Origin of the sequence: Pseudomonas sp. BAV 4579, assembly GCF_009765395.1 — a bacterium.
GTDB lineage: Bacteria > Pseudomonadota > Gammaproteobacteria > Pseudomonadales > Pseudomonadaceae > Chryseomonas > Chryseomonas aestiva.
Genome location: NZ_WHOV01000095.1, coordinates 1 through 21,521, shown reverse-complemented (window position 1 = coordinate 21,521; position 21,521 = coordinate 1). Strand labels below are relative to the sequence as shown.

General features: G+C 61.6%; 24 protein-coding genes, 1 tRNA gene and 1 pseudogene. 11 read left to right on the top strand and 15 right to left on the bottom strand.

Translation table 11 applies throughout. The annotated features are described in order from the left end of the window. The first annotated feature begins 161 nt into the window (after positions 1-161). From glnK to sutA, 4 genes are all read left to right on the top strand, one after another. Positions 162-500, top strand: a complete 339-nt coding sequence (gene glnK, locus GSQ95_RS18205) for a P-II family nitrogen regulator (RefSeq protein WP_003096476.1) — start codon at positions 162-164, stop codon at positions 498-500. A gap of 48 nt (positions 501-548) precedes the next feature. Then, entirely contained in the window at positions 549-1,889 is a 1,341-nt protein-coding gene (locus GSQ95_RS18200; RefSeq protein WP_133861998.1) for an ammonium transporter, read from the top strand. 172 nt (positions 1,890-2,061) lie between these two features. After that, a complete protein-coding gene (locus tag GSQ95_RS18195; protein ID WP_158890626.1) occupies positions 2,062-2,481 on the top strand; it encodes a secondary thiamine-phosphate synthase enzyme YjbQ in 420 nt (139 codons plus the stop codon). A 71-nt stretch (positions 2,482-2,552) separates the two neighbouring features. Beyond that, positions 2,553-2,885, top strand: coding sequence for a transcriptional regulator SutA (sutA, locus tag GSQ95_RS18190; protein WP_133861997.1), 333 nt, complete (start codon positions 2,553-2,555; stop codon positions 2,883-2,885). 263 nt (positions 2,886-3,148) lie between these two features. On the opposite strand, the gene GSQ95_RS18185 is transcribed toward sutA, so the two are convergent. Both GSQ95_RS18185 and GSQ95_RS18180 read right to left on the bottom strand, forming a co-directional pair. Continuing rightward, a complete protein-coding gene (locus tag GSQ95_RS18185; protein WP_158890628.1) occupies positions 3,149-3,484 on the bottom strand; it encodes a hypothetical protein in 336 nt (111 codons plus the stop codon). 210 nt (positions 3,485-3,694) lie between these two features. Then, positions 3,695-3,907, bottom strand: coding sequence for a hypothetical protein (locus GSQ95_RS18180; RefSeq protein WP_158890630.1), 213 nt, complete (start codon positions 3,905-3,907; stop codon positions 3,695-3,697). A gap of 307 nt (positions 3,908-4,214) precedes the next feature. Here GSQ95_RS18180 and GSQ95_RS18175 point away from each other — a divergent pair, with 307 nt between their 5' ends. Beyond that, the gene (locus GSQ95_RS18175; protein WP_158890632.1) at positions 4,215-4,553 is read left to right on the top strand and encodes a cupin domain-containing protein; all 339 of its coding nucleotides are present in this window, start codon (positions 4,215-4,217) and stop codon (positions 4,551-4,553) included. Between the two features lie 637 nt (positions 4,554-5,190). On the opposite strand, the gene GSQ95_RS18170 is transcribed toward GSQ95_RS18175, so the two are convergent. The 3 genes and pseudogenes from GSQ95_RS18170 to GSQ95_RS26590 form a co-directional block, all read right to left on the bottom strand. Further along, entirely contained in the window at positions 5,191-5,676 is a 486-nt protein-coding gene (locus tag GSQ95_RS18170; RefSeq protein ID WP_158890634.1) for a hypothetical protein, read from the bottom strand. Positions 5,677-5,715: 39 nt separating this feature from the next. Beyond that, on the bottom strand, positions 5,716-6,189 hold the full coding sequence (locus GSQ95_RS18165) for a hypothetical protein (protein ID WP_256664644.1): 474 nt from the start codon (positions 6,187-6,189) through the stop codon (positions 5,716-5,718). A gap of 31 nt (positions 6,190-6,220) precedes the next feature. Then, positions 6,221-6,325, bottom strand: a pseudogene (locus GSQ95_RS26590) (hypothetical protein); the annotation flags it as partial. A gap of 221 nt (positions 6,326-6,546) precedes the next feature. Between GSQ95_RS26590 and GSQ95_RS18160 the strand changes: the two are divergent. The 5 genes from GSQ95_RS18160 to GSQ95_RS18140 all read left to right on the top strand — a co-directional run bounded on the left by GSQ95_RS18160 (position 6,547) and on the right by GSQ95_RS18140 (position 11,109). After that, a complete protein-coding gene (locus GSQ95_RS18160) occupies positions 6,547-6,867 on the top strand; it encodes a hypothetical protein (protein ID WP_158890636.1) in 321 nt (106 codons plus the stop codon). Between the two features lie 35 nt (positions 6,868-6,902). Further along, positions 6,903-7,343, top strand: a complete 441-nt coding sequence (locus GSQ95_RS18155) for a hypothetical protein (protein WP_158890638.1) — start codon at positions 6,903-6,905, stop codon at positions 7,341-7,343. 21 nt (positions 7,344-7,364) lie between these two features. Next, the gene (locus GSQ95_RS18150) at positions 7,365-7,625 is read left to right on the top strand and encodes a hypothetical protein (RefSeq protein WP_158890640.1); all 261 of its coding nucleotides are present in this window, start codon (positions 7,365-7,367) and stop codon (positions 7,623-7,625) included. 538 nt (positions 7,626-8,163) lie between these two features. Continuing rightward, entirely contained in the window at positions 8,164-9,258 is a 1,095-nt protein-coding gene (locus GSQ95_RS18145; RefSeq protein ID WP_158890666.1) for a type I restriction endonuclease, read from the top strand. A gap of 1,392 nt (positions 9,259-10,650) precedes the next feature. Then, entirely contained in the window at positions 10,651-11,109 is a 459-nt protein-coding gene (locus GSQ95_RS18140) for a hypothetical protein (protein WP_158890642.1), read from the top strand. Positions 11,110-11,130: 21 nt separating this feature from the next. Here GSQ95_RS18140 and GSQ95_RS18135 read toward each other — a convergent pair whose 3' ends face one another. The 10 genes from GSQ95_RS18135 to GSQ95_RS18090 all read right to left on the bottom strand — a co-directional run bounded on the left by GSQ95_RS18135 (position 11,131) and on the right by GSQ95_RS18090 (position 19,509). Continuing rightward, positions 11,131-12,045: a hypothetical protein gene (locus GSQ95_RS18135; RefSeq protein WP_158890644.1), complete on the bottom strand. Its 915-nt coding sequence runs from the start codon at positions 12,043-12,045 to the stop codon at positions 11,131-11,133. Then, on the bottom strand, positions 12,042-12,335 hold the full coding sequence (locus tag GSQ95_RS18130; protein ID WP_158890646.1) for a hypothetical protein: 294 nt from the start codon (positions 12,333-12,335) through the stop codon (positions 12,042-12,044). Before GSQ95_RS18130 ends, GSQ95_RS18135 begins: the two co-directional genes overlap by 4 nt. Beyond that, positions 12,335-12,796, bottom strand: coding sequence for a hypothetical protein (locus GSQ95_RS18125; protein ID WP_158890648.1), 462 nt, complete (start codon positions 12,794-12,796; stop codon positions 12,335-12,337). Before GSQ95_RS18125 ends, GSQ95_RS18130 begins: the two co-directional genes overlap by 1 nt. 66 nt (positions 12,797-12,862) lie before the next feature. Continuing rightward, entirely contained in the window at positions 12,863-13,099 is a 237-nt protein-coding gene (locus GSQ95_RS18120; protein WP_158890650.1) for an AlpA family transcriptional regulator, read from the bottom strand. 120 nt (positions 13,100-13,219) lie between these two features. After that, positions 13,220-14,134, bottom strand: coding sequence for a hypothetical protein (locus tag GSQ95_RS18115; RefSeq protein WP_158890652.1), 915 nt, complete (start codon positions 14,132-14,134; stop codon positions 13,220-13,222). Then, a complete protein-coding gene (locus GSQ95_RS18110) occupies positions 14,131-15,450 on the bottom strand; it encodes an integrase arm-type DNA-binding domain-containing protein (protein WP_158890654.1) in 1,320 nt (439 codons plus the stop codon). The genes GSQ95_RS18115 and GSQ95_RS18110 overlap by 4 nt, the downstream gene beginning before the upstream one ends. Before the next feature lie 173 nt (positions 15,451-15,623). After that, positions 15,624-15,699 (bottom strand) — tRNA-Phe (locus GSQ95_RS18105). A 260-nt stretch (positions 15,700-15,959) separates the two neighbouring features. Then, the gene (locus tag GSQ95_RS18100; RefSeq protein WP_158890656.1) at positions 15,960-16,232 is read right to left on the bottom strand and encodes an oxidative damage protection protein; all 273 of its coding nucleotides are present in this window, start codon (positions 16,230-16,232) and stop codon (positions 15,960-15,962) included. After that, the gene (mutY, locus tag GSQ95_RS18095) at positions 16,229-17,293 is read right to left on the bottom strand and encodes an A/G-specific adenine glycosylase (RefSeq protein ID WP_158890658.1); all 1,065 of its coding nucleotides are present in this window, start codon (positions 17,291-17,293) and stop codon (positions 16,229-16,231) included. Before mutY ends, GSQ95_RS18100 begins: the two co-directional genes overlap by 4 nt. Continuing rightward, the gene (locus GSQ95_RS18090) at positions 17,290-19,509 is read right to left on the bottom strand and encodes an AsmA family protein (protein ID WP_158890660.1); all 2,220 of its coding nucleotides are present in this window, start codon (positions 19,507-19,509) and stop codon (positions 17,290-17,292) included. Before GSQ95_RS18090 ends, mutY begins: the two co-directional genes overlap by 4 nt. A gap of 295 nt (positions 19,510-19,804) precedes the next feature. Between GSQ95_RS18090 and GSQ95_RS18085 the strand changes: the two genes are divergently transcribed. After that, on the top strand, positions 19,805-21,469 hold the full coding sequence (locus GSQ95_RS18085; protein WP_158890662.1) for an OFA family MFS transporter: 1,665 nt from the start codon (positions 19,805-19,807) through the stop codon (positions 21,467-21,469). Positions 21,470-21,521 lie beyond the last annotated feature (52 nt).

Below are 21,521 nucleotides of genomic sequence, written 5' to 3'. Positions count from 1 at the left end.
AGAGACGGGCGTCAGAGGGCGCCTGGGGTGGAGGCGCCCTCTGGCCGCTTCTGCCGTGACCGCGGCGATTACCACGCCAACGGTTAAACAGACGGTCACTGCGCTAGACTTGGACCGGGGTTTGTTTTCCTGGGGCCAGTCAACTCAATCGGGAGAAGTTCATGAAACTAGTCACCGCCATCATCAAGCCGTTCAAGCTCGACGACGTGCGTGAGTCGCTGTCCGAGATCGGTGTGCAAGGCATCACCGTTACCGAGGTCAAGGGCTTTGGCCGTCAGAAAGGCCATACCGAGCTCTATCGCGGCGCCGAATACGTCGTCGACTTCCTGCCCAAGGTCAAGATCGACGTCGCCATCGCCGACGACCAACTCGACCGCGTCATCGAGGCCATCACCAAGGCCGCCAACACCGGCAAGATCGGTGACGGCAAGATCTTCGTGGTGAATCTCGAGCAAGCCATCCGCATCCGCACCGGCGAAACCGACACAGACGCCATCTGACGCGCTAACCGACCGCCCAACCCCACACGAGCCCCAGGAGAAACAACGATGACTCTGCGCACCTACGCAGGGCTAGGAGCCCTCATGTCTTTCGTAGCGCTGCCGGGCCTGGCAATGGCCCAGGAAGCGGCTGCGGCACCAGCCATCAACAGCGGGGATACGGCCTGGATGCTGGTCTCGACGGCCCTGGTGCTGTTCATGACCATCCCGGGTCTCGCGCTGTTCTATGGCGGCATGGTGCGTGCCAAGAACGTCCTCTCGGTGATGATGCAGTGCTTCGCCATCACCGGTCTCATCAGCATCCTGTGGATGGTCTACGGCTACAGCCTGGCCTTCGACACCACCGGCATGGAGAAGGGCGTCACCAACTTCAATTCCTTCATCGGCGGTCTGGGCAAGGCCTTCCTGTCCAGTCTGCAGCATGATGCCGTGACCTCGGCCACCGCCCTGTTCCCGGAAAGCGTCTTCGTCACCTTCCAGATGACCTTCGCCATCATCACCCCGGCGCTGATCGTCGGTGCCTTCGCCGAGCGCATGAAGTTCTCCGCCATGCTGGTCTTCACCGGCCTGTGGTTCACCTTCGTCTACGCGCCCATCGCCCACATGGTCTGGAGCGGTGACGGCGGCCTGATGTGGGACTGGGGCGTACTGGACTTCGCGGGCGGCACCGTGGTGCACATCAACGCCGGTGTGGCCGGTCTGGTCGCGGCCCTGGTCCTGGGCAAGCGCAAGGGCTATCCCACCACTCCCATGGCTCCGCACAACCTGGGCTATACCCTGGTCGGTGCCGCCATGCTGTGGGTCGGCTGGTTCGGCTTCAACGCCGGTTCCGCCGCCGCTGCCAACGGCACCGCCGGCATGGCCATGCTGACCACCCAGATCGCCACCGCCGCTGCCGCCCTGGGCTGGATGTTCGCCGAGTGGATCACCCACGGTAAGCCGAGCGCCCTGGGCATCGCCTCCGGCGTGGTCGCCGGTCTGGTCGCCATCACCCCGGCCGCCGGTACCGCCGGTCCCATGGGCGCCCTGATCATCGGCCTGGCCGCTGGCGTGATCTGCTTCTTCACCGCCACCAGCCTCAAGCGCAAGCTGGGCTACGACGACTCCCTGGACGCCTTCGGTGTGCACGGCATCGGCGGCATCGTCGGCGCCCTGCTGACCGGTGTCTTCGCCGCCCCGTCCCTGGGTGGCTTCGGCACCGTCACCGATATCGGCGCCCAGCTGTTCATCCAGTTCAAGGGCGTGGCCTTCACCATCGTCTACACCGGTATCGTCACCTTCGTGATCCTCAAGGTGCTGGACGTGGTCATGGGTCTGAGAGTCAACGAGGAAGAGGAAACCGTGGGTCTGGACCTCACCCTGCACAACGAGCGTGGCTACAACCTGTAAGCCGCCGCTCTGGAAAAAGGCGCCGCGAGGCGCCTTTTTCATGTCCGCCATACGGCTGGAACAACCGCCATCCTGCTGTGTCTAGACTGCACGCCAGCGGTGTGCAATCACCGCTTTGCTTTTCCGATCGTCGCGCTAGAATGCGCGCCCAGTCAGTCGGCGGGGGTTGTTCATGTGGCTGCAGCGGAGCTTTTCCCTGCGCGCGCGGGCGCGTGGTTTCCATCTCGTCACCGCTGAGGTGCTGGAGCAACTGCCCGAGCTTGGCGAGTGCCGGATCGGCCTGCTGCACCTCTGGCTGCAGCACACCTCGGCCTCGCTGACCATCAATGAGAATGCCGATGGAGCGGTGCGGCGCGACTTCGAGCGGTTCTTCAATCAGCTGGTGCCCCAGGGGCAGGCCGGTTATGAACACGACTACGAAGGGCCGGACGACCTGCCCGCGCATTTCAAGAGCAGTCTGCTCGGCTGCAGCCTGAGTCTACCGGTCCAGGCGGGGCGCCTGGCCTTGGGACCCTGGCAGGGCATCTATCTGGGCGAGCATCGTGACCAGGGTGGCGCACGGCGCCTGATCGCGACACTGCAAGGGGAATAGCCAGGAATTTTTTTTAGGAGACCGCGTCAAAACGCGCGGTCCGATTTTGCCAAAGTCTGTGGAGGCGGTTTATGAGCGACGAAGATATGGAGCAGGACGACCTGGAGACAGGCGCGGAAGAAGAGGGCGATAACGAAGACTTCGCTGCCGCAACCGACGACGCCGAGCAAGAGGAGAGCGGGGAAAGCGAAGCGCCCGCGTCCGGGAGCAAGGCCAAGAAGAAGCGTGAAGTCGAGCCCGAGGAACTGCCTTCGGTGGAAGCCAAGCAGCGCGAGCGGGATGCGTTGGAAAAGGCCATGCAGGACTTCCTGGCCCGTGGTGGCCGGGTCCAGGAGATCGACGCCAATGTAGTCGCCGATCCGCCCAAGAAGCCCGACAGCAAATATGGCAGTCGTCCTATCTAGGACCTTGCCATACCGCCTTCGAAACCCCGCCCCGGCGGGGTTTCGTCTATCTGGCGATTACAGCAGGACCATCACCATGATGAAGCCGGTGAAGGCCGCAGCCATGGTCGCAAGGCAAGCCATGCAGATTACATCATCTCTCTCATACATGTTGGCAGCGCCCTAAAGCCTAATGGGTGATGGCATTCTGCTCCTATGGCAAACATCTCCCTGTGTGGCTCATCGCAAAAGGCCACCATCTCGCCACCGTGATGCCAAGCAGTTCACCAATGGCGGGGCGGGCCGTAATAGGGTCGGGGCTCATAGGCCGGCTGGTAGGGGTAGTAGCCCCGCGGTACCGGTCGCCAGTGGGGGGCGCCATAACCCGGTTGTGGGTAGGGCTGGTAATAGCTGTAGGGATAGCGATCCCTGCGGTAATAGGGGTGATGCCGGTGATGCCGCCGAAATTCGCCTGCCGGCAGAAATTCGCCGCCCTCGGCGACCATCACGGGGCGGCCCGTCCAGGGTTGCCCCTGGTCGGGACCCTCGTAGGCGGCTGCCAGGCCGCTGGCGGTCAGGGTGGCGGTCAACAGCAGAATCAGCGACGCTCGCGATGCCATGGTGCTCTCCTCGCGGCGCTCGATAGGCCGCGTCACCATGAAACACCTTTGGCGGTCAGCGGACGTCAGGCGAGGTAAAGGTCCGGTAAGGCCGACCGCCGGCTCAGGCCCAGTCCAGGCCCTGCATGCCCACGGCGACAATGAGCGCCATGGCCAAGAGACCGATGCCGCACATCAGGATGGTCAGCTCCAGCTGATCCAGACGCCGCTTCATCCCTGCCACCAGTGCCATAAGGTAAAGCCGATCAGCGCCATGACCAGGCCGAGAAACAAGCGGTTCAGCCAGAGGCTGACGCCGTTCAGGAGTCTGAGCCAGAAGGGTACGGCGGGTTCGGCGGCAAGCGGACCGGGCTGAGCGACGGCTTCCTGGGCGAGAACGCCCGGCAGGGTGGGAGCGACAAGGGGGATCGAGGGGATGGGCATGCAGTGAGCGCCTCCGTGCGCCTTATGCGAGGTCTGGCTGCGCCCGATGGCCAGCCAAGGTCGAGCGGCGTCCTGAACAGGCTGCCACTTCTGCGCTCGATCATCGCCGAAATCCTCTATCGCCGGGGGACGACCTGGTGAAAAGGTCGGGCGGATCGCACTCTTTACCGCAAATGGCAGAGCACCTGAGGCCATGATGGCGACTCCTGGGAGACGCAGATCCCTGCGAGACTTGAGCGCCTGATCGGACCGGCGCAGTCTGGACGACCTTAGCGCGCCCTGGCGCGAGGCCCAGCGAGAAAACGTCATGCTCAATCTGTTTCGCGACCTGCCCGATGCCTCCGCGGCGGAGGTGTTCACTTCCCTGCTGGAGCGACCTGGCTGCCGCATCGAGCGGATCGTCTCCCGGGGCCAGACGACGCCGGCGGAGGCGCCCTGGCGGCAGGCCCATGAAGAATGGGTGCTGCTGCTGAAGGGCACTGCCCGGGTCGCTCTGGAGGGGCGAGAGGTGGTGCTCGAACCGGGCGACACGCTGTTCATCCCGGCTGATACCGAGCACTGGGTGACCTATACCGATCCTGCGGTCGCCACGGTGTGGCTGGCGATCCATCTTGGCGCGGTGGACGGGACCCCGGCACCGGCTTGAGCAAGGCGGCGCCCAAGTGCTCTGGCTGCCGGCGGACAACTATCGCAGGCACAAAAAAACCGGCGCTAGGCCGGTTTCTCTGATTTCCAGATCCTGCAGGATCCGGAAGCTTGTCTTGGTGCCAGGGACGGAATCGAAAAAAGGTCTCTAGTTGCCGAATTATCAAGCCTAAAGGGCAGCGAGAAAGCTAGCGTACCCCTATTCGTACCCCTAAAAATCAAACCACCCCAATGCCTGCGGCTTAGTGATTTCAAGTGAGGTCGAGCGAACTACCATCTGTCGGCATATGCGGTTCTGATCGTCCTCGAAATGTAGCTGTTCAATCCACGGCCACTCAGCGCTCGGCTCTTAAGTTCCTGGACTGCCGCTGCCCCTGGTCGAACGCTGTTATACAGATAGTAGAGGTGGCGACCGCTCCTGAATTTGACCGTTATAGAGTCCGGCCCGATCTCAAACGCCTCTACTCCCGATTCGCCGCTCAGATTTTGATATGCCTGGAACGCCATTACCTTCTCCTTGGTAGATCGGCTTTTGCCGACTGGATCACGCTACGATTTGGCTCCCAGCGCGTCCAAAAGGCTGAGGATAAGCGGCGTTAAAAGCCTGACTTTTGGCGTGACATGTCATGTTTCGCTTATCAGTGCCGCGCCTCGCCTAACATCTCGCCGTTTGCGGCCGTCTCGAATGTGCCGCGCCATTTCTCCACAAGCACCGGCTGCGGCTCAGGGGCCCAGCGCACGAGGTCAATCACGACAGGGTGATGCCCACCTACAGCACGGATCAGGTCAGCAGGCTGCAAGCCCAGACCGGCGCAGAAGTCAGTCCAGGCCCGGGCGGCCGCGGCGGCTTCTGCTCGTACCTGCTGGGCGGACTCTGGGTTGCCCGCACATAGGTGGTGCCAAGTCAGGGCTAGGCCACGCAGCTCCAGCTCGTACTGGCTGGCAATGCGCAGCACCATCCGGGAGAGGTTCAGGTACTCAGGATCGGCGCTGGTTGTTGTGCGCCTGGGCGCCAAGTCGATCAGATGGCGAACTTCGACGAAGCTGCCAACGGCCGTAGCCTTGACCGTGCGCTGCATCCGCTCCATCGGTGTGAGAAGGGAATAGTCTTTGGGACTGATCATGCCTTGTCCTCCGCATAGATGCCGTCGCTCAGTACAGCACTACTGACGATCATCTGGCCATAGAGCAGCGGCACCGGATTGCCTTGCGCCCGGGTATTTACCGGGGCCATTAAAGCTGTAGCTAGGCGAGTTGTCGGCGCTATCGCTATTGCTCAAGCCGGTGGGCTGCTTGGTCACCATCTGGGGGATGCCACCGATCGCTAGCGAGATGCCGACCGTGCCGACAGCTGCCCAGGCCGCACCACCAGCATAGCCCGCTGTGCCGAACAGGCTTCCCGATCCGGCAGCGCCAGCCGCCAGACCTCTGGAGAAATAGGACGCGGCAGCGATGAGCGCCACGCCGATTACCGTCTGCAGGCCGCCAGAGCGCTTTTTGCCTTCGATCACAGGCGCGATGCAGATCTCCGCGCGACCTGGCGGGTGCCCGAGTTCGTCCTGGCCGATGTTTTCGCCGGCCGTGGAAGATGGCGAAGACCATGCCTTGATCCCGGGCGCCGTAGAAGAACTGCTCAAAGGCTAGCAACTGGACAGATAACGCTCGAATCGCCTCGGCCGCGCTATTCACGACTAGGCGATGCACACGGCCAAACCTGGCGCCGAGGGTGCCATATAGCCGGATAACGCGAATGCGCCCAACGGTTTGATACATTGAGATCTCCTTGCCGGCACTGCTGGTCGTTCTCATTTTTCGCGGGTAGCGTGCAGACAAAATCTGTAATTTCGCGGGCGCGAAAAAACGATGGAGCGGACGGTGTCCTAAAGGCGGCGCCAAAGGTTTCGCTATGCCCCCTCCCATATCGACGTTCGTCTACCTCAAGAGCATACCGATCGTTGCCGATAAGGAGAGAACGCATCCAGGGAGGAACCACCATGCGCGCTCAGCTTCTCGCCATCGCCTTCTCACTCTCCGCGCTGGCAGCTCCAGCCTTCGCCCTACAGGGTGTCGTCAGCGACGATCAGGTCGCCCAGCAGATCATTAAAGAGTCGATCGCCAACTATCCAGGGCCGTGCGCCTGCCCGTACAACCACGCACGCAACGGGAGCAGTTGCGGCCGTCGTAGCGCCTATAGTCGAGCTGGCGGCTATGACACGGTGTGCTATCGGGAGGACGTGAGCGCAGATGACATCGCGGCTTACCGAGAGCAGCACGGTCTTGCCGCAAAGCAGGTGGCCAAGAAGCGCAGCCAATGAGCGGACCAGAACACCAGGGGAATGACTCGGAGGTTATGCTCCTGCTCTCCCAGGCGAAGGTGCTCGCCAGGCGTTACAAGGAGCTAACAGGTAAGCCGCTGGGGATTACTGGCGAGGTTGCCGAGTACGAGGCAGCCCGGCTACTAGGAGTCGAGCTGCATTTGGCTCGTCAGGCCGGCTATGACGCAACGGAGATCCGTGACGGTTCTCCTACGCGCATCCAGATCAAAGGGCGCCAGGTCACGCCGGGCAACCGCAGGGCGGGACGGTTAGGCTCCATCGATCTACGCCAGAACTTTGATTCAGTGCTGCTGGTGCTGCTGGATGACGACTTCAGTGCTTATGAGATGCATGAGGCCATCAGAGATGACGTAGAGGCCGCGCTAGCTCGCCCTGGCTCCAAAGCACGCAATGAGCGTGGATCTCTTGCTATCGCGCAGTTCAAGGCTATCTCGATCCTGCGCTGGTGCAGATAGCAGGTCAGCTCAACCAGCGCCATGCAGCTCGCCAGCGGCCCATCGGTGTTCGAAATCCCGCTTCGCCCTGATGACCTTGTTTTGACACTCCACCATGTGGCGATCGTCACGCCAAACGTCACAGTCCTGCGACTGGTGGAAGAACGCACTCCAAGCAGCTTCCTTCTTCTGCCATTCCTCAGTGCGGCGCATGGAGTCCGCAGCTCGGCGGTCAGCCTCCTCGCGCCTGAACTGAGCTTGAGCCTGGCTTGCTGCCTGCAACTGTGCCTGCTGTTAAAGTGACTGCTGCTGAACTTGGGCCATGGTCTTTTGCACCTGCGCTAGCTGATGCTGGGTAAAGTCCTCGACCACCATTATGCGAAGCTTGTAGACCACAAGCGCCGTTATTGCAGCGCCTACCAAACCGAGGGCCCAGGATCGAAAGGTGCGGGGGCGGCGTCGTGCCATGTGTTTTTCCCTTTGTGTCAGACATCGATTGAAGTGGCGCCGACCAGCTTAGCCATATAAGCAAGCGCAGTAATTGCGCATAGCGCGAAAAACAGGTTGCGGACGGTGAACATCCTTAACAAGGTTTTCCGCTGCTTAGATGTGCCAGTGAACATACCGTCGAAATCCGGACTGTCGTGAGTTGAGCTTTGAATCGAACAAAGCGGGTCAGCAAGTGGCTGGCAGATTATTGCTTTCCCTAGCTGCGCTGACAGGATGGAGAGGAAGGCCGCGACCAATGGCGCAGTTACGGCCTCAGGCGGCATTGCGCTGGGATGCAGGGTGTGAAGTCTCTGCCGATACTGAAAGGACCTGCAACCCAAAGGATGGAACCATGGAGTTTGAAGAGAAGTTGGCTAGCCTAGCCGCCAAAATTCGGCAACAGAAAGCGGCGATTCAGACAGAGGAAGCGACTAAGACGGCCTTCGTCATGCCGTTCATTCAAAGTGTTCTTGGTTATGATGTGTTCGATCCGCTCGAAGTCGTACCTGAGTTCATTTGTGACGTTGGCACAAAGAAAGGCGAAAAAATCGACTATGCCATCTTCAAAGATGGACAAGTACAAATTCTTATCGAGAGCAAGAAGGTCGGCGAGCCTCTTAATATCAATCATGCTAGTCAGCTCTTTCGCTATTTTCATGTAACAACCGCGAGAATCTCGATACTGACTAACGGTCAGGTTTATCGATTTTTCACCGATCTCGAAGCCGCGAACAAAATGGACGATAAGCCGTTCCTCGAGTTCGACATGCTAGATATCGACGATCATGTGGTACCCGAACTCCAAAAGCTTACCAAGTCAGCGTTTGACGTAGAGTCAATTATCAGTGCCGCTGGCGAGCTGAAGTACGTCGGCCAAATCAAACGTGAGCTTCAGGCGCAGTTTCAACAGCCGGATGAGGATTTCGTCCGCTTCTTTGCCTCACGCGTGTATGAAGGCACCATCACCCAGAAAGTAAGGGAGCAATTTGCTCAGCTAACGCGCAAAGCTACCGTGCAGTTTCTAAGTGATCAGGTGAATGATCGGCTCAAATCGGCGATCACTGGGAGTGCTCAGCCGGTAATAGTTAGTCAAGTGGTAGCTGCCGGCGTCACTCCAGGGAGTGAGTCCCAAGTCGACGTGGTGGAGAAAGACTTGGTTGTTACAACTGCAGATGAGATCGAAGGCTTTAACGTAGTGAAAGCCATCATTAGGTCTGTCGTTGACGTGAAACGAATCACTGCCCGAGATACACAAAGTTATTTTGGTATCTTGCTCGATGATAACAATCGGAAGCCAATAGCACGGCTTCATTTCAATCGGCCCCAGAAGTACATTGGTACTTTTGATGAGGCGAAGAAAGAAACGCGTCATCCGATTGAGTCTGTGGACGATATATTTGAGCTGGCAGATTTGCTCAAAGCTACCGCCTTGACTTACGCCGGCTAGACCGTTGGCAGAAGGAGCGTCTTATGAGGCTCCTTTTTTATTAGTAGTCTTCAGGGTCTTTAATCATTTGCGGCAGCGTCTGCCTTGTACTCGCTAAAGGCTTTAGGTAAATCTCGACAGAATGCTGAGGGCGATGCGGTGCCGCGAAACGCGGCAGGCTTTCAAGGCCTAACGCATCGCTATGGTGGCCTGGCGCGGTGATGATCCCAGCGCCTATCTAGGGGCGGCCGCGAGGCCAGTATCGACGAGCGAGGCCCCGCCTGGCTGGAACAGGACAGGGCCTCATGCCTGCCACCGACTCTGCTGCTGTGGAGGTCTGAGCCGCGCAAACTGTCGGGGTTGGTTCGATGCACTTCCGTGAGGGGCACTCGCCGACTAATCCCCCTACCTGATTACCTCGCTACAGGTTGGGTCAGGCACCCTCCATGAAGTTAGCACGGGTACGGATCAGCTTCAGCAGCAGTTAACGCAGCCACCATTGCCACGGCAAATGATTAGGGCATGCCCTAGACCCCCGTCTTGGGTCCTTCCCACTCCCTCGGCCCGGTTGGGGGTAATTCGGGCCCCGACACATACCTACGTGTGACCATTTTTCAGAGGTTGGTTGTTGTTTTATCGTCCGGCTGTAACCCGCATGGCTGCTAGGTTCTTTGCTGGAAATACACCAGCCCGAACAGTTGACCGATCGGCCCACTAGGCGCAGGACGATCCTGCCGCTAAAGATCCTTTTGCGGAGACCGATGTAGAGCTTATTCACCCAGAGGCATTTCGGCTGTGCAAGAAGACTATCAAGCGTTACAGGTCGCTTATCGACTACTGCAGGAGAACAGTGAAGCCATCAGGGCGATTTCAGCTAGATCGCCTGGCACTGCTCCCCTAAATGACCAATTGCTGACACTCAATGAGGCATTGTCTGAGCTCCTTGCCGAGATGGCGTTTCTTCTAGAGCGAGGCTCATTAAGCGTAGATGCGTTTGCTGAACAAGTTGGAAAGATACTCGGGCCACTGGCTGAAGCTAATCGGGCTTACTCGGCATTACGGCCACCAACTGAGAAATGATACCAGCGCCTCCTCGGCAGGAATGGATGATAGGTCCAGTAGGCCGAGGATAATCCCATCGCCACCGGGTACCGCTTCCGGTTGGCACTGGGAGCGAAGGCCTGTGCTGGCGCGGGTTTACGCCCAAAGCGGAACCGGAACCGGAAGTGCTCGGAAAAGGCTCGTGAATAGCGAAAGGATGGGGCCCGAATCACCCCCAACGGGCCCTGCCCCAGGAAGGACCCGTTGGGGGGGTACCCTGGCGCTTGAGGCGGTCAGGTCCGTCTTGGATGACCCGCTACAGCATCAACCAGAGCAGATCTGATACCAATGATCGAGCAGGATGGAGACAGTATGGCCAGTAGCAACATCGAGCGATTCGACCAACTCGTCGGCGAAGTTTTTGCCTCTCTGTACGACTCGTTTCCGGTTAGCAAAAAGCTTCATGCCGCAGACTTCGCAAGAGCAATAGCGGGCTCAAGTGACAGCGATGATGAAGAGCTGGACAGAGTATTCGAGATTGATGATTTCTTCGAAGCATCGATAAGCTGGCTTCGTCAGAGCGGCTATATCTACTTCGATGGTCAGCAATCGTGTCCCACGGCCTTCTATGGATGTGTGTTGACTGCCAAAACGCTTGCTGTATTGAAAAAGGAGCCAAGTAGCTTGGCAGCGGGTACCAGCCTAGGTTCCGCGCTCAAAAAGGCCACTACGGATGGAGTCTCTGCCACGATAAAGACATTGACGTCTGAAGCGCTCGAAAGGGGAGCCCGCCTGGCATACGCAAGTGTTGTGGCCTGGGCGGGCTCGTAGAGTATGGCTTAGGCAGTGAGCTCAATCGCCAGCAGACCCGCCCAGCAGGTTGAGCAGCACTGCGTCCACATCGGGCAGACGATAGTCCCCGTGCTGCTGGACTAAGTAGAGCAGCACGGCCTTGGCCTCCTCGCGGTTGCGCGGGCGGATCTCGCCCAGCAGGTCGCGGACGAACCATTCCCTAGCGGTGCTCTCGAACGGGCCGTCGCCCCAATCGATGACGGCGTGTCGCAGCCAGTACAGGCGGGACCAGAAGTCCAGCTCGTGCAGGCAGTCGGTCAGGGTGTAGGGCATCAGCTCCGGCCTGGACCGGAATCGGCCGGAAACCTCGGCCTTGTCGTACTTCACCATGTCGCCGGTGATGCCGTGCAGGGCCTCCTCACAGAACTGCTCAGCGTCGGTCAGGGCCTCGACCTGATCGCCGAACCTGGCGCGGGCCTCAAGCTGCTTCGCCCGGCGATCCTTGGCGGTGCGGGCCAGGCCGTCCAGATTGGCAAAGTTGAACGACGACAGAGCAGCGAACAGGTTGCCCGGGTGGGTGCGCTGCAACCAGGCGGTGTAGCGCTGCTCTATTTCGGCAAGCGGGGTAGCAATGCAGGTCGCCGCTTCTAGCGCTCGATCGATCAGCGCCGGCTCGCCCGTGTTGATGACCTCGCGCAGCCACAGCAGGGCGTCGACCTCGGTGTCACCCGTCACCCGCTGCTGCCTGGGCATCTCCGGCACCATAGGCAGCGTCTCCCGGCTCTCCTGCATAGGCGGCAGGGTGAATAGCGTCCGGTGCCGTTCATTGTCGCGGAAGGCACCCGAGCGAGATACCAGCGTCTTGACCGTGCCCAGGGGCAGGCCGGTCAGGTCTGCCACCTGGCGCAGCGAGTGACGCCGGCGCAGATCGAGCACCTGGGCACGCTGCTCATCTGAAACCCGTTGTTTCGTCATGGCCGCACCTCCGCGCCCGGCCAGCGAGCGCTAGCATCGGCCAGCGCCTCGGCATGGGTGATCGGCTCGCCAATCATGGTGAAAGGTCGGTAGCCAGGTACCAGCACCGTCCAGGCGCAGCGGCGCTCCACCCCATCGTTTGCCGCCAGTTCGGCCAGCAGCGCCAGCCGATGGGTCTTCACGTACTTGCGAACGTCGTCGGTGATCATGGCTTTGGGGCCAATGACGACCCTCATGCCCACCCGGCGAACGCTCAGCCCTTGATCGCGGAGGTAATCGACTGCTGCCATCACAGCCCCTCCTCATCGTCGGTGATGGGGCGCTGGCCGGCGGCGCTATCCATTGCGAAGGCCGCCAAGTTTTCACGAAGACCGCCGTCCATTTCGCTGGCGGCCTTCGGAGATTCTTGGCGGTCTTCAGGGCTGCTCACTCGTGCCCCATTTTCTAACTCGTGCCCATTTTTCTTACTCGTGCCCACGCCTAGGGATGGGCACGAGTAAGGTTCGGCGGGCACGAGTAAACTTTCGGGCACGAACGATTGGCTGCTGATTGCCGTGTCTTCAATTTGCTCAGCGCCTCCGAAGGTGCTCAACTTTTCTCGAAGATGCTCACTCTTTCCCCTGAGCACCTTCGGTGGCTCCTTGAGCGCCTTCGGGGGTTCGTGAGCAACTTCGGTCCCGAGCTGCCACACCCAGGGTATCGACCGGGCCTTGCTGCAAGCGCTTGAGGGAGCGGCGACGCTGAGCGCCATTGCTGGTATCGTGCAGGTGCGAATTGTTGGGGCTGCTCTCTTGGGGGTGGCCTTTTTTTTCGTCCATTAGGCGGCCACTCCCTGCGCTGCATCGCGTTCGGCGACCTTACGCTGCAACCAGGCCTCCACCTCGGCCACGACGTAATAGGCGGCTGCCTGGCGGCTGTCGCTGTCTTTGATGGGCTTGGGAAAGGAGGGGTCGCGCTTCTTGAGCTTGTCCAGGCCGCCCGAGGTAATCCCAAGCTGCTGGCAGAGCTTCACCTTACGGATAAGGCCCTGGGTAAGGATTGATTCGTGGTGCATGTGTATGGCTCCGATTGGGTGCGGAGCCAAGGCTATGCAGTCGAAACTACTGGGTGAATATCCATGTGCGGGCAGACGGTACAGGCTACGCGCAGGAGGTACACCCTGCCGGCAGAAGGCTTATCCTTCGCTGATCCACTTGTTGAGCGTCCTTTCGGTCACGCTGTACCGGCGATGATTGGCCCGAGCAAATGCGGCCTTACTGCTGTACTTGGCAGAGTTCGCTTTCCAATCTGCTATTGCGTTGCGCTTTGATTTGTTCGTCTCTTGATGCCTAGCGGCCGCAGCCCGTTTTGCGTAATCACTTCTTAGCTCTGTCTCTGATGACATCAGTAGGCGGTTGGCCTGTTGTAGTTGGTCATTTTGCTGTTGCAAATACGTAGCCGTGGCTTCCGCTTTAAGGCCCATTGTCGCTAGCTGATGCTGGCTTTCCCTGAGAAACCTATAAGCCTCATCTCTTCGCTCTTGCTCAATATGGAAATTGATTCGCGAAACAATCTCCATTGCATCAATGGATGCGCAGACCAATAGATGCATTTTTGACAAGTCATCTATCGAATCACACTCTTCGTGGTACCAGTGCTCGGCGATTTGAAGCTCAGAAATAGCGAGCGCTGCTAGCAGCTCGACAGTCGTGGTCTCTATTGGGAATGCCTTCGGCAGGAATATCTCAATTGCCGCTTCAAGAGCTTCAAGTGACGTGGTTGTCTCTCGTGTCGGAAACTGTATCTGATCCCTTATTTTGTCGGGCAGGTCAGAATCAATGAGCGTCGAGAGCTGCGCATACGTTTCTGGCCCATCGCCGACTAGATTCAATATCTCTTTCTTGTCTGATATTGCTTCGTATATCCAGTCTTCTCGAGATCTCGCAAAATAATCACTCAGCATTAAGTCGACCTTCTGAATGATCGCTTCCTGCTCCTCATTCGACCTTCCTGATAAGTGGGCTGTGGCCCTCTTATGTATCTCTTTCATCCGCCAAATCGGAAGTGTATCGGGGAGCTCATCCCACGCCAGATCAAGAGGTGAAGTCATTGTGCCGCCCTCCGCAATCCCACGATGTTCTCCCCGGCCGGTCTGGCGTACTCGAACGGCGTCACTGGCGCTGCCCGGTTAGCGTCCATGAAATTGCCCCACCAGTTCAGCATCAGCCGGCGCTCTTCCAGGTGTTCAGCCCGGTGGATGTAGGCAGCCCGCACGCTGTTGCGCTCCTTGTGGCTCATCTGGCGCTCTACGGCGTCCTCAGACCATAGGCCCGACTCCACCAGGGCAGAGCAGGCCATCGTGCGGAAGCCATGGCCGCACACGTCGTTCTGGGTGTCGTAGCCCATGCGCCGGAGGGCGGCGTTAACCGTGTTCTCGCTCATCGGCTTGCTGGCGTAGGCGTCACTGGGAAAGACCAGCTCGCCTTGGCCGGTTATGGCGTGGATCTGCTCCAGCGTGGCGATCGCTTGGGGCGAGAGCGGCACCAGGTGGTCGTCCCGCATCTTGCTTCCTCGGGTGGAGTGCTTGACACCCTCTAGGGCCTCCCGCTCGCCTGGGATGATCCACAGCGCCCGCTTGAGGTCGAACTCCGCCCAGCGGGCAAAGCGCAGCTCGCTCGACCGGACGAACACCTGCAGGGTGAGCAGCAGCGCCAGGCGGGTCAGTGGCCTGCCAGAGTACTGCTCAATGCGGCCTGCTAGCTCGCCCAGGCGATCCAGGGGCAGGGCGGGGCGATGCTTCGTCTTGCGCGTGGAGATAGTTCCGCCGAGGTCCTGGGCCGGGTTGTCATCGAGCTTGCCGGTCTGGGTGGCGTGACGCATCACAGAACACAGCCGTTGCTTGAGGCGGGCGGCCATGTCCAAGGCGTCGCGGGCCTCGATGGCGTGTAGGGGCGCCAGCAGGTCGCGGGTCTTCAGCTGCTCGATAGGGCGTTTGCCCAGCATGGGGAACAGATCCGCCTGCATTTCGCGTAGCACGCGCTCTGCATGGCCGGCAGACCACTTGCCGCGCTTTACTTGGGAGGCGTGCCACTCGCGGGCGATTACCTCGAAGGTGGTCGCGTTCTGCGACTTGGCTTCCTCGAGCTTGGCGTGCTCGGCAGGGTCGACGCTCTGGGCGAGGAGGTTGCGGGCGTCCTGGCGGGCCTGCCGGGCCTTTGCCAGGGTGATGCCCTTGCGACCGTACTCGCCCACGGTGAGCGTGTTCTCCTGGCCGTTAGGGCGGTTGTACTTGATCCGCCAGACCTTGCTACCGGAAGGGCGCACCAGCAGGTAAAGACCTTGGCCATCGGCCAGCTTGTAAGGCTTGTCTTTGGCCTTGGCGGCCTCGCACTTGGAATCGCTCAGAGGCGTGATGGGGCGTGCCATAGCGTCACTTTTAGGGGTACGGGCTAAATCGAATCGGGTCGTACCCCCATTCATACCCCTAAAGCCCGGGTTTGTATATCGCTATACGGAACCATACGGGCACAAAAAAACCGGCTCAAGGGCCGGTTTCTCTGGGTTCCGAGGTCATATGGGACCATTCGGATTTGTGTTCTTGGTGCCCAGGGACGGAATCGAACCGCCGACACGGGGATTTTCAATCCCCTGCTCTACCAACTGAGCTACCTGGGCAACGGGGCGCATTAAAAGCGTTTCTCGGCCTTGTGTCAACAGTGAGCCCGAAAATATTTAGATTTTTCGGGCGCTTAGGCCTGTTCAACACCTCGCGAGCTAGCCACAAACAAGGCGAAGGTGGCTGAGGAAGCGGATCGGACTCGCGTTCGGGTTTACAGAGGGTAAATGAGGATTCCGACCGGGCTGGCGACCCAGGTGATCTTCAACGCCGCTTGGCCGACGCGCAGCAGGCTTTGAATAGGCTCCAGGTCGTCGACTCAGGCGCTGGGAGGTACGTAACCCTCGGCCTGGGCGTAGTCTTCACCGGACAGGAACTTGTCCATCTCGGCCTGCAGGAACTTGCGATCCTCGGCGTTCATCATGTTCAACCGGCGCTCGTTGATGAGCATGGTCTGGTGCTTCTGCCACTCTTCCCAGGCCTGCTTGGAGACGTGCTGATAGATGTCTTCGCCCTTGGCGCCGGGATAGGGCGGGCGATCGAGGGCGGGCAGCTCCTCCTTGTGCTTGCGGCACATCACGGTGCGGGTCATGCGGGTTCTCCTTTGAGCGCCTGCTCGGCGCGCTTGAGCAGTTTCTGCACCGGGGCGGCAAGGCCCAGGCGCGGCGGGGAGGCGAGGTTATACCAAAGCCAGTCGCCCTCGGCCACGCGGTGCTGGCGGTGGTCCACCTGGACCAGCCAGGGTTCGATGGCCAGCTGGAAGTGGCTGAAGGTGTGCACCAGGCCGGGCAGCGCCTGACGTTCGTCGATGACCAGGCCCTGGCGCTCGGCGAGGGCTTCGAGTTCGGCCGCATCGGTCACCTCCGGCGGACCCCAGAGACCGCCCCAGAGACCGGTCGAGGGGCGGCGCTGCAGGAGCACGGCATTGGCGTCGTTGACGAACAGTGGCATCAGCGTCTGTCGTTGTGGCAGGGTCTTGCGCGGCTTGGGCGTGGGAAAGGCGGTTTCCTGGCCCAGCAGATGGGCGCGGCAGCCCGGCTTGACCGGACACAGCAGGCAGCTGGGCTTGCTGCGGGTGCAGAGGGTGGCGCCCAGGTCCATCATCGCCTGGGTATAGGGGCCGACCCGTTCGCGAGGCATCAGGCGGTCGGCCACTTCCCACAGGCGGCGGGCCACGGCGGGTTCGCCGGGATAGCCGGCGATGGCGGTGTAGCGGGCCAGGACGCGTTTGACGTTGCCGTCGAGGATCGGCGCGCGGATGTTCATGCTCAGGCTGGCGATGGCGCCGGCGGTGGAGCGCCCGATGCCGGGCAACTCGGCCAGGGCTTCGACGCTACGGGGGAATTCGCCGCCATGGCGCTCCACCACGGTCTTGGCCGCCTTGTGCAGGTTGCGCGCGCGGCTGTAGTAGCCGAGCCCGGTCCAGAGATGCAGGACCTCGTCTTCCGGTGCGGCAGCCAGGGCCTCGACGGTGGGCAGCGCCTGCATGAAGCGATCGAAATAGCCCAGGACGGTGGCGACCTGGGTCTGCTGGAGCATGATCTCCGAGACCCAGACGCGATAGGGCGTCACGCCCTGTTGCCAGGGCAGGTCCTTGCGACCGTGCAGGTCGTACCAGGCCAGCACGGCGGTACCAAAGTCGTCATCAGTCATCGACGTTGCAGCAGCCCTCGGATGGCGTTCTGGATGTCGGGGCTGATCTTATCACCGAGCTTCTCTTCGATTTTTTCGTTCAGACGATTGCCAGCGGCGCGGGCGACGATCTGGCCCATGGCCTCGCGATCCAGGCGACAGGCCTTGGCGCCCAGCTCCAGGGGACCGCGGCACTGCAGCGGCCACTCGATATCCGCATAGCGCTCGCCGACCTGGCAGCCAGGGTCGGAAGCGGCGTTGGTGTCGCCCTGCACGGTGATGCCCAGCCGGTAGTCCAGGCCGAGGGTGCGCAGGTCGATGTCACCCGCGCCCTTCACCGCAAGGCCGGGCACGCTGACGCTGAGGTCCTGGTTGCGGGCCACGCCGTTGACGATGCTGAGGCTGCCGCTCAACTGGCGGAAGGGGGTGTTCTGGCCGCCGTGGGGCAGCTCCAGCGGCTTGCGGTTGAGCAGGGCGATGCCCTGGCACAGCTGGCTTTCGACATTGGCGTCGATCAGCTGGCCGTTGCGCAGGGCGAAGCGTGCGGTACCGCCCAGGTTGTCGATCAGGGTGCGCTGGCTGGCGCCCGAGCTGCGCAGGTCGGCGTCCAGATCGAGCTGGCCTTCCACCGGCGGCTTCTGGCCCTGGGCCTGGAGGATGCGCTCCACCGGTACGCCCTTGATGCGCTCGCGGGCGGTCAGTTGCGGCTGGGCGCCGCGCACGTCGAGGGCACCGCCGGCTTCGAAGCGACCACCGAACAGCTCGCCTTCCAGGGCACTGAGTTGCAGTTGGCCGTCAGCGGCCCTGGCCTTGAGGCTGGCGCCCTCGAAGGGCAGGCGATTGAGGGTCAGGTGCTGCAGGCCGAGGTCGACCTCGGCGTCCAGGCTGCGCAGGCGCTCAACCGGCAGTAGGGTTTCCTGGCTCCAGGCGTGCTGGGTCGGCGCCTCGGGCAGTGGCGAGTTGCCCTGGGTGGCGATGGCATCGACCTGGGCGACCTCTTCCTGGCGTGCGCCATTGGCCTGGCGGGCCGCGGCGGCCTTGGCCGGCAGGTAGCGATCCAGGTCCAGGCGATCGCCGCTGAGCTGGACGCGCAAGGCGCGGCGGGCGATGTCGGCGATGGCGACGCGGCCCTTGAGGATGCTGTCGTCCAGCTGGAAGTTGAAGTCGTCCAGCGCCAGGGCGTTGCGGCTGGCCTGCACCTGGGCATTCATCTCGAAGCGCTGCAGGGTCTTGGCATCGGCCATGGCCGGCAATTCGATGCCGATACTGTCGAGGAAGGCGCGCAGGTCGAGGCGAGCGATGGAGACGCGCCCGGCCAGCTGCGGATCGCTCTCCAGGCCGGTCAGCTTGAGATCGCCCAGAGCCTTGAGGTCGTTGGCGGTGAGCTTGAGGCTGGTCCACTCGGCGGTCTGGGCGCGGCGGTCGACGGCCAGCTGGCCGCTGGCGGAATAGTTGACCAGCTTGCCGTTGAAGGGCTCGCCACTGGCGTCGCCGGTCAGCTGGAGATTGTCCAGGGCGTACTGCTGGCTGGCCGGATCGAAGCGGAAATCGCCCTTGAGCTGCACGGTGGCGTTGACCGGCGGCTGGGTGGTGCTGGCGGCGCCGGCCAGCTTGATGGGAATGGGCGTGCCGGCGTAGATGGCCCCGGTCTCCAGGTCGATACCCTCGAAGGCATAGCGGGCGCCGTTGCGGGCATCGCTGTATTCGATCCGGGAATTGCGCACGGTCAGGCTCTCGACATTGAGCTTGAGCGGCTGGCGTCCCGTGGTCGACTCGCCCGGGGTGCCCGTGGCGGTATCAGCCGGCGCGGCGCCCGGGTCCGCCTTGGGCGTCGGGCGGCCGATCTCGGCCCAGTTGGTGCGGCCCTGGTCATCGCGGCTGGCGGTGAGGTCCAGGCCGTCGATCTTGATGTCGCTCATCTCCAGGTCGCGACGCAGCAGCAGCGGCAGCAGGCGGACCGAGAGAATCAGCCGCTGCACCTGCGCCAGCTGGCGATCGGGGGTGGCGGCGCTGGCCAGGGTGGCATCGTGCAGTTCGACGCCCAGCCAGGGGAACAGACTCCAGCCGATATCTCCCTTGAGCTGCAGGTCGACGTTGGCCTTGTCGCGCGCCAGCTGGCGGATCTCGTCCTTGTAGTCGTTGGGATCGACCAGGTGGGTGAGGGCAAAGCCTACGGCGACCAGCAGCAACAGCAGGCCGACGAGGACGATACCCAGCACTTTGGCGAAAGCTTTCATGACGAGGAAATTCCTGTTCCGAGGGGCGATGGCGCGACTGGCCAGTATAGGGGCTCGGTCGCGCCCGATGACATCGAGGTGTCGGCGCTGTGACAGCCGTGGTACTCGCCCGTTTCGTCGGATGGCTGATGCCGCCCGTACCCTGGCAAATGAGCAGGGCTGGCAGTTGGCTGGGGTGCGCTTTAATGTCGCGCACCTCTGGTCGGTTGGCGCCGTTTCTTTGACTCGTTTACGGGGAAGCGTGCAGGGAATGTCCACCGGCCTGGACGCAATACACTAGAAAAGGGCTGAACCCATGAGCACTACTCTCACTGCTGGCGGTGTCGCTTCGGCACGTCCGGCTTTCCTTTCCAAGGAGCGCATCGTCGCCCGGCCCGGTTTCAACCGCTGGCTGGTCCCGCCGGCCGCCCTGGCCATCCACCTGTGCATCGGCATGGCCTACGGCTTCTCGGTCTTCTGGCTGCCGCTGTCCAAGGCGATCGGCATCACCGCCGCCGTGGCCTGCCCGGTCGAGATGGGCTTCTTCGAGCAGATCTTCAGTGCCACCTGTGACTGGAAGATCTCTCAGCTCGGCTGGATCTATACCCTGTTCTTCATCTTCCTTGGCTGCTCGGCCGCCGTGTTCGGTGGCTGGCTGGAACACGCCGGTCCGCGCAAGGCCGGGGTCGTCTCGGCCCTGTGCTGGTGCGGTGGTCTGCTGATCTCCGCACTGGGCATCTACACCCACCAGATCTGGATGCTGTGGCTGGGTTCGGGCGTGATCGGCGGTATCGGCCTGGGCCTGGGCTACATTTCGCCAGTGTCGACCCTGATCAAGTGGTTCCCGGACAAGCGCGGCATGGCGACCGGCATGGCCATCATGGGCTTCGGTGGTGGCGCCATGGTGGGTGCACCCCTGGCCGACGCCCTCATGCGTCACTTCGCGTCGGCCACCGAAATCGGTGTCTGGCAGACCTTCCTGGTCATGGCGGTGATCTACTTCGTGTTCATGCTGAGCGGCGCCCTGGGCTACCGCGTACCGCCGACCGGCTGGAAGCCCGCGGGCTGGACGCCGTCCACCAAGAAGGCCGGCAGCAACATGATCACCAATCGCCACGTCCACGTGAGCAAGATCTGGGGCATCCCGCAATTCTGGCTGGTCTGGGCCGTGCTCTGCCTGAACGTGACCGCCGGCATCGGCATCATCGGCATGGCCTCGCCGCTGCTGCAGGAAGTCTTCGGTGGCCGTTTGCTGGGCAATGGCCTGACCTATGGTGAACTCAGCGCCGATCAGCTCAAGCAGATCGCCGCCATCGCCGCCGGCTTCACCGGTCTGCTGAGCCTGTTCAACATCGGTGGTCGCTTCTTCTGGGCATCCTTCTCCGATTACATCGGCCGCAAGATGACCTACTTCGTCTTCTTCACCCTGGGCTTCGTGCTCTATGCCATCGTGCCCTGGACCGGTCACCTGGGCAGCGTGGCGCTGTTCGTCTTCGCCTTCTGCCTGATCCTGTCCATGTACGGCGGCGGTTTCGCCACCGTGCCGGCCTACCTCGCCGACCTGTTCGGTACCCAGATGGTCGGTGCCATCCACGGTCGCCTGCTCACCGCCTGGGCTGCCGCCGGCGTCTTCGGTCCGGTGCTGGTTAACTATCTGCGCGAGTACCAGCTGAGCATGGGCATCCCCCGCGCCCAGGTGTACGACATCACCCTGTACATCCTGGCCGGTCTGCTGGTGCTGGGCTTCATCTGCAACCTGCTGGTGCGTCCGGTCGCCGACAAGCACTTCATGACCGAGGCCGAACTCGCCGTCGAGCGCGCCAATGGCCACGACAGCAACGCCGGCAGCGCCCAGGTGCTGGAGTGGAGCGCCGATCCCAAGACCAAGCCGCTGGCCATCGCCGCCTGGCTGGCCGTGGGCCTCCCGCTGGCCTGGGGCATCTGGATCACCCTGCAAAAGACCGCCGCCCTGTTCAGCTGAGTCGCAGCCGAACCAGGCGCTAACCGGGCGTCCCCAGGCGGGCGCCCCGCGC

What these genes read in the sequence shown, in the direction of transcription:
- glnK (WP_003096476.1), top strand. Translation starts at nt 162, where the DNA reads ATGAAACTAGTCACCGCCATCATCAAGCCGTTCAAGCTCGACGACGTG.
- GSQ95_RS18200 (WP_133861998.1), top strand. Translation starts at nt 549, where the DNA reads ATGACTCTGCGCACCTACGCAGGGCTAGGAGCCCTCATGTCTTTCGTA.
- GSQ95_RS18195 (WP_158890626.1), top strand. Translation starts at nt 2,062, where the DNA reads ATGTGGCTGCAGCGGAGCTTTTCCCTGCGCGCGCGGGCGCGTGGTTTC.
- sutA (WP_133861997.1), top strand. Translation starts at nt 2,553, where the DNA reads ATGAGCGACGAAGATATGGAGCAGGACGACCTGGAGACAGGCGCGGAA.
- GSQ95_RS18185 (WP_158890628.1), bottom strand. Translation starts at nt 3,484, where the DNA reads ATGGCATCGCGAGCGTCGCTGATTCTGCTGTTGACCGCCACCCTGACC.
- GSQ95_RS18180 (WP_158890630.1), bottom strand. Translation starts at nt 3,907, where the DNA reads ATGCCCATCCCCTCGATCCCCCTTGTCGCTCCCACCCTGCCGGGCGTT.
- GSQ95_RS18175 (WP_158890632.1), top strand. Translation starts at nt 4,215, where the DNA reads ATGCTCAATCTGTTTCGCGACCTGCCCGATGCCTCCGCGGCGGAGGTG.
- GSQ95_RS18170 (WP_158890634.1), bottom strand. Translation starts at nt 5,676, where the DNA reads ATGATCAGTCCCAAAGACTATTCCCTTCTCACACCGATGGAGCGGATG.
- GSQ95_RS18160 (WP_158890636.1), top strand. Translation starts at nt 6,547, where the DNA reads ATGCGCGCTCAGCTTCTCGCCATCGCCTTCTCACTCTCCGCGCTGGCA.
- GSQ95_RS18155 (WP_158890638.1), top strand. Translation starts at nt 6,903, where the DNA reads ATGCTCCTGCTCTCCCAGGCGAAGGTGCTCGCCAGGCGTTACAAGGAG.
- GSQ95_RS18150 (WP_158890640.1), top strand. Translation starts at nt 7,365, where the DNA reads ATGCAGCTCGCCAGCGGCCCATCGGTGTTCGAAATCCCGCTTCGCCCT.
- GSQ95_RS18145 (WP_158890666.1), top strand. Translation starts at nt 8,164, where the DNA reads ATGGAGTTTGAAGAGAAGTTGGCTAGCCTAGCCGCCAAAATTCGGCAA.
- GSQ95_RS18140 (WP_158890642.1), top strand. Translation starts at nt 10,651, where the DNA reads ATGGCCAGTAGCAACATCGAGCGATTCGACCAACTCGTCGGCGAAGTT.
- GSQ95_RS18135 (WP_158890644.1), bottom strand. Translation starts at nt 12,045, where the DNA reads ATGACGAAACAACGGGTTTCAGATGAGCAGCGTGCCCAGGTGCTCGAT.
- GSQ95_RS18130 (WP_158890646.1), bottom strand. Translation starts at nt 12,335, where the DNA reads ATGGCAGCAGTCGATTACCTCCGCGATCAAGGGCTGAGCGTTCGCCGG.
- GSQ95_RS18125 (WP_158890648.1), bottom strand. Translation starts at nt 12,796, where the DNA reads ATGGCGCTCAGCGTCGCCGCTCCCTCAAGCGCTTGCAGCAAGGCCCGG.
- GSQ95_RS18120 (WP_158890650.1), bottom strand. Translation starts at nt 13,099, where the DNA reads ATGCACCACGAATCAATCCTTACCCAGGGCCTTATCCGTAAGGTGAAG.
- GSQ95_RS18115 (WP_158890652.1), bottom strand. Translation starts at nt 14,134, where the DNA reads ATGACTTCACCTCTTGATCTGGCGTGGGATGAGCTCCCCGATACACTT.
- GSQ95_RS18110 (WP_158890654.1), bottom strand. Translation starts at nt 15,450, where the DNA reads ATGGCACGCCCCATCACGCCTCTGAGCGATTCCAAGTGCGAGGCCGCC.
- GSQ95_RS18100 (WP_158890656.1), bottom strand. Translation starts at nt 16,232, where the DNA reads ATGACCCGCACCGTGATGTGCCGCAAGCACAAGGAGGAGCTGCCCGCC.
- mutY (WP_158890658.1), bottom strand. Translation starts at nt 17,293, where the DNA reads ATGACTGATGACGACTTTGGTACCGCCGTGCTGGCCTGGTACGACCTG.
- GSQ95_RS18090 (WP_158890660.1), bottom strand. Translation starts at nt 19,509, where the DNA reads ATGAAAGCTTTCGCCAAAGTGCTGGGTATCGTCCTCGTCGGCCTGCTG.
- GSQ95_RS18085 (WP_158890662.1), top strand. Translation starts at nt 19,805, where the DNA reads ATGAGCACTACTCTCACTGCTGGCGGTGTCGCTTCGGCACGTCCGGCT.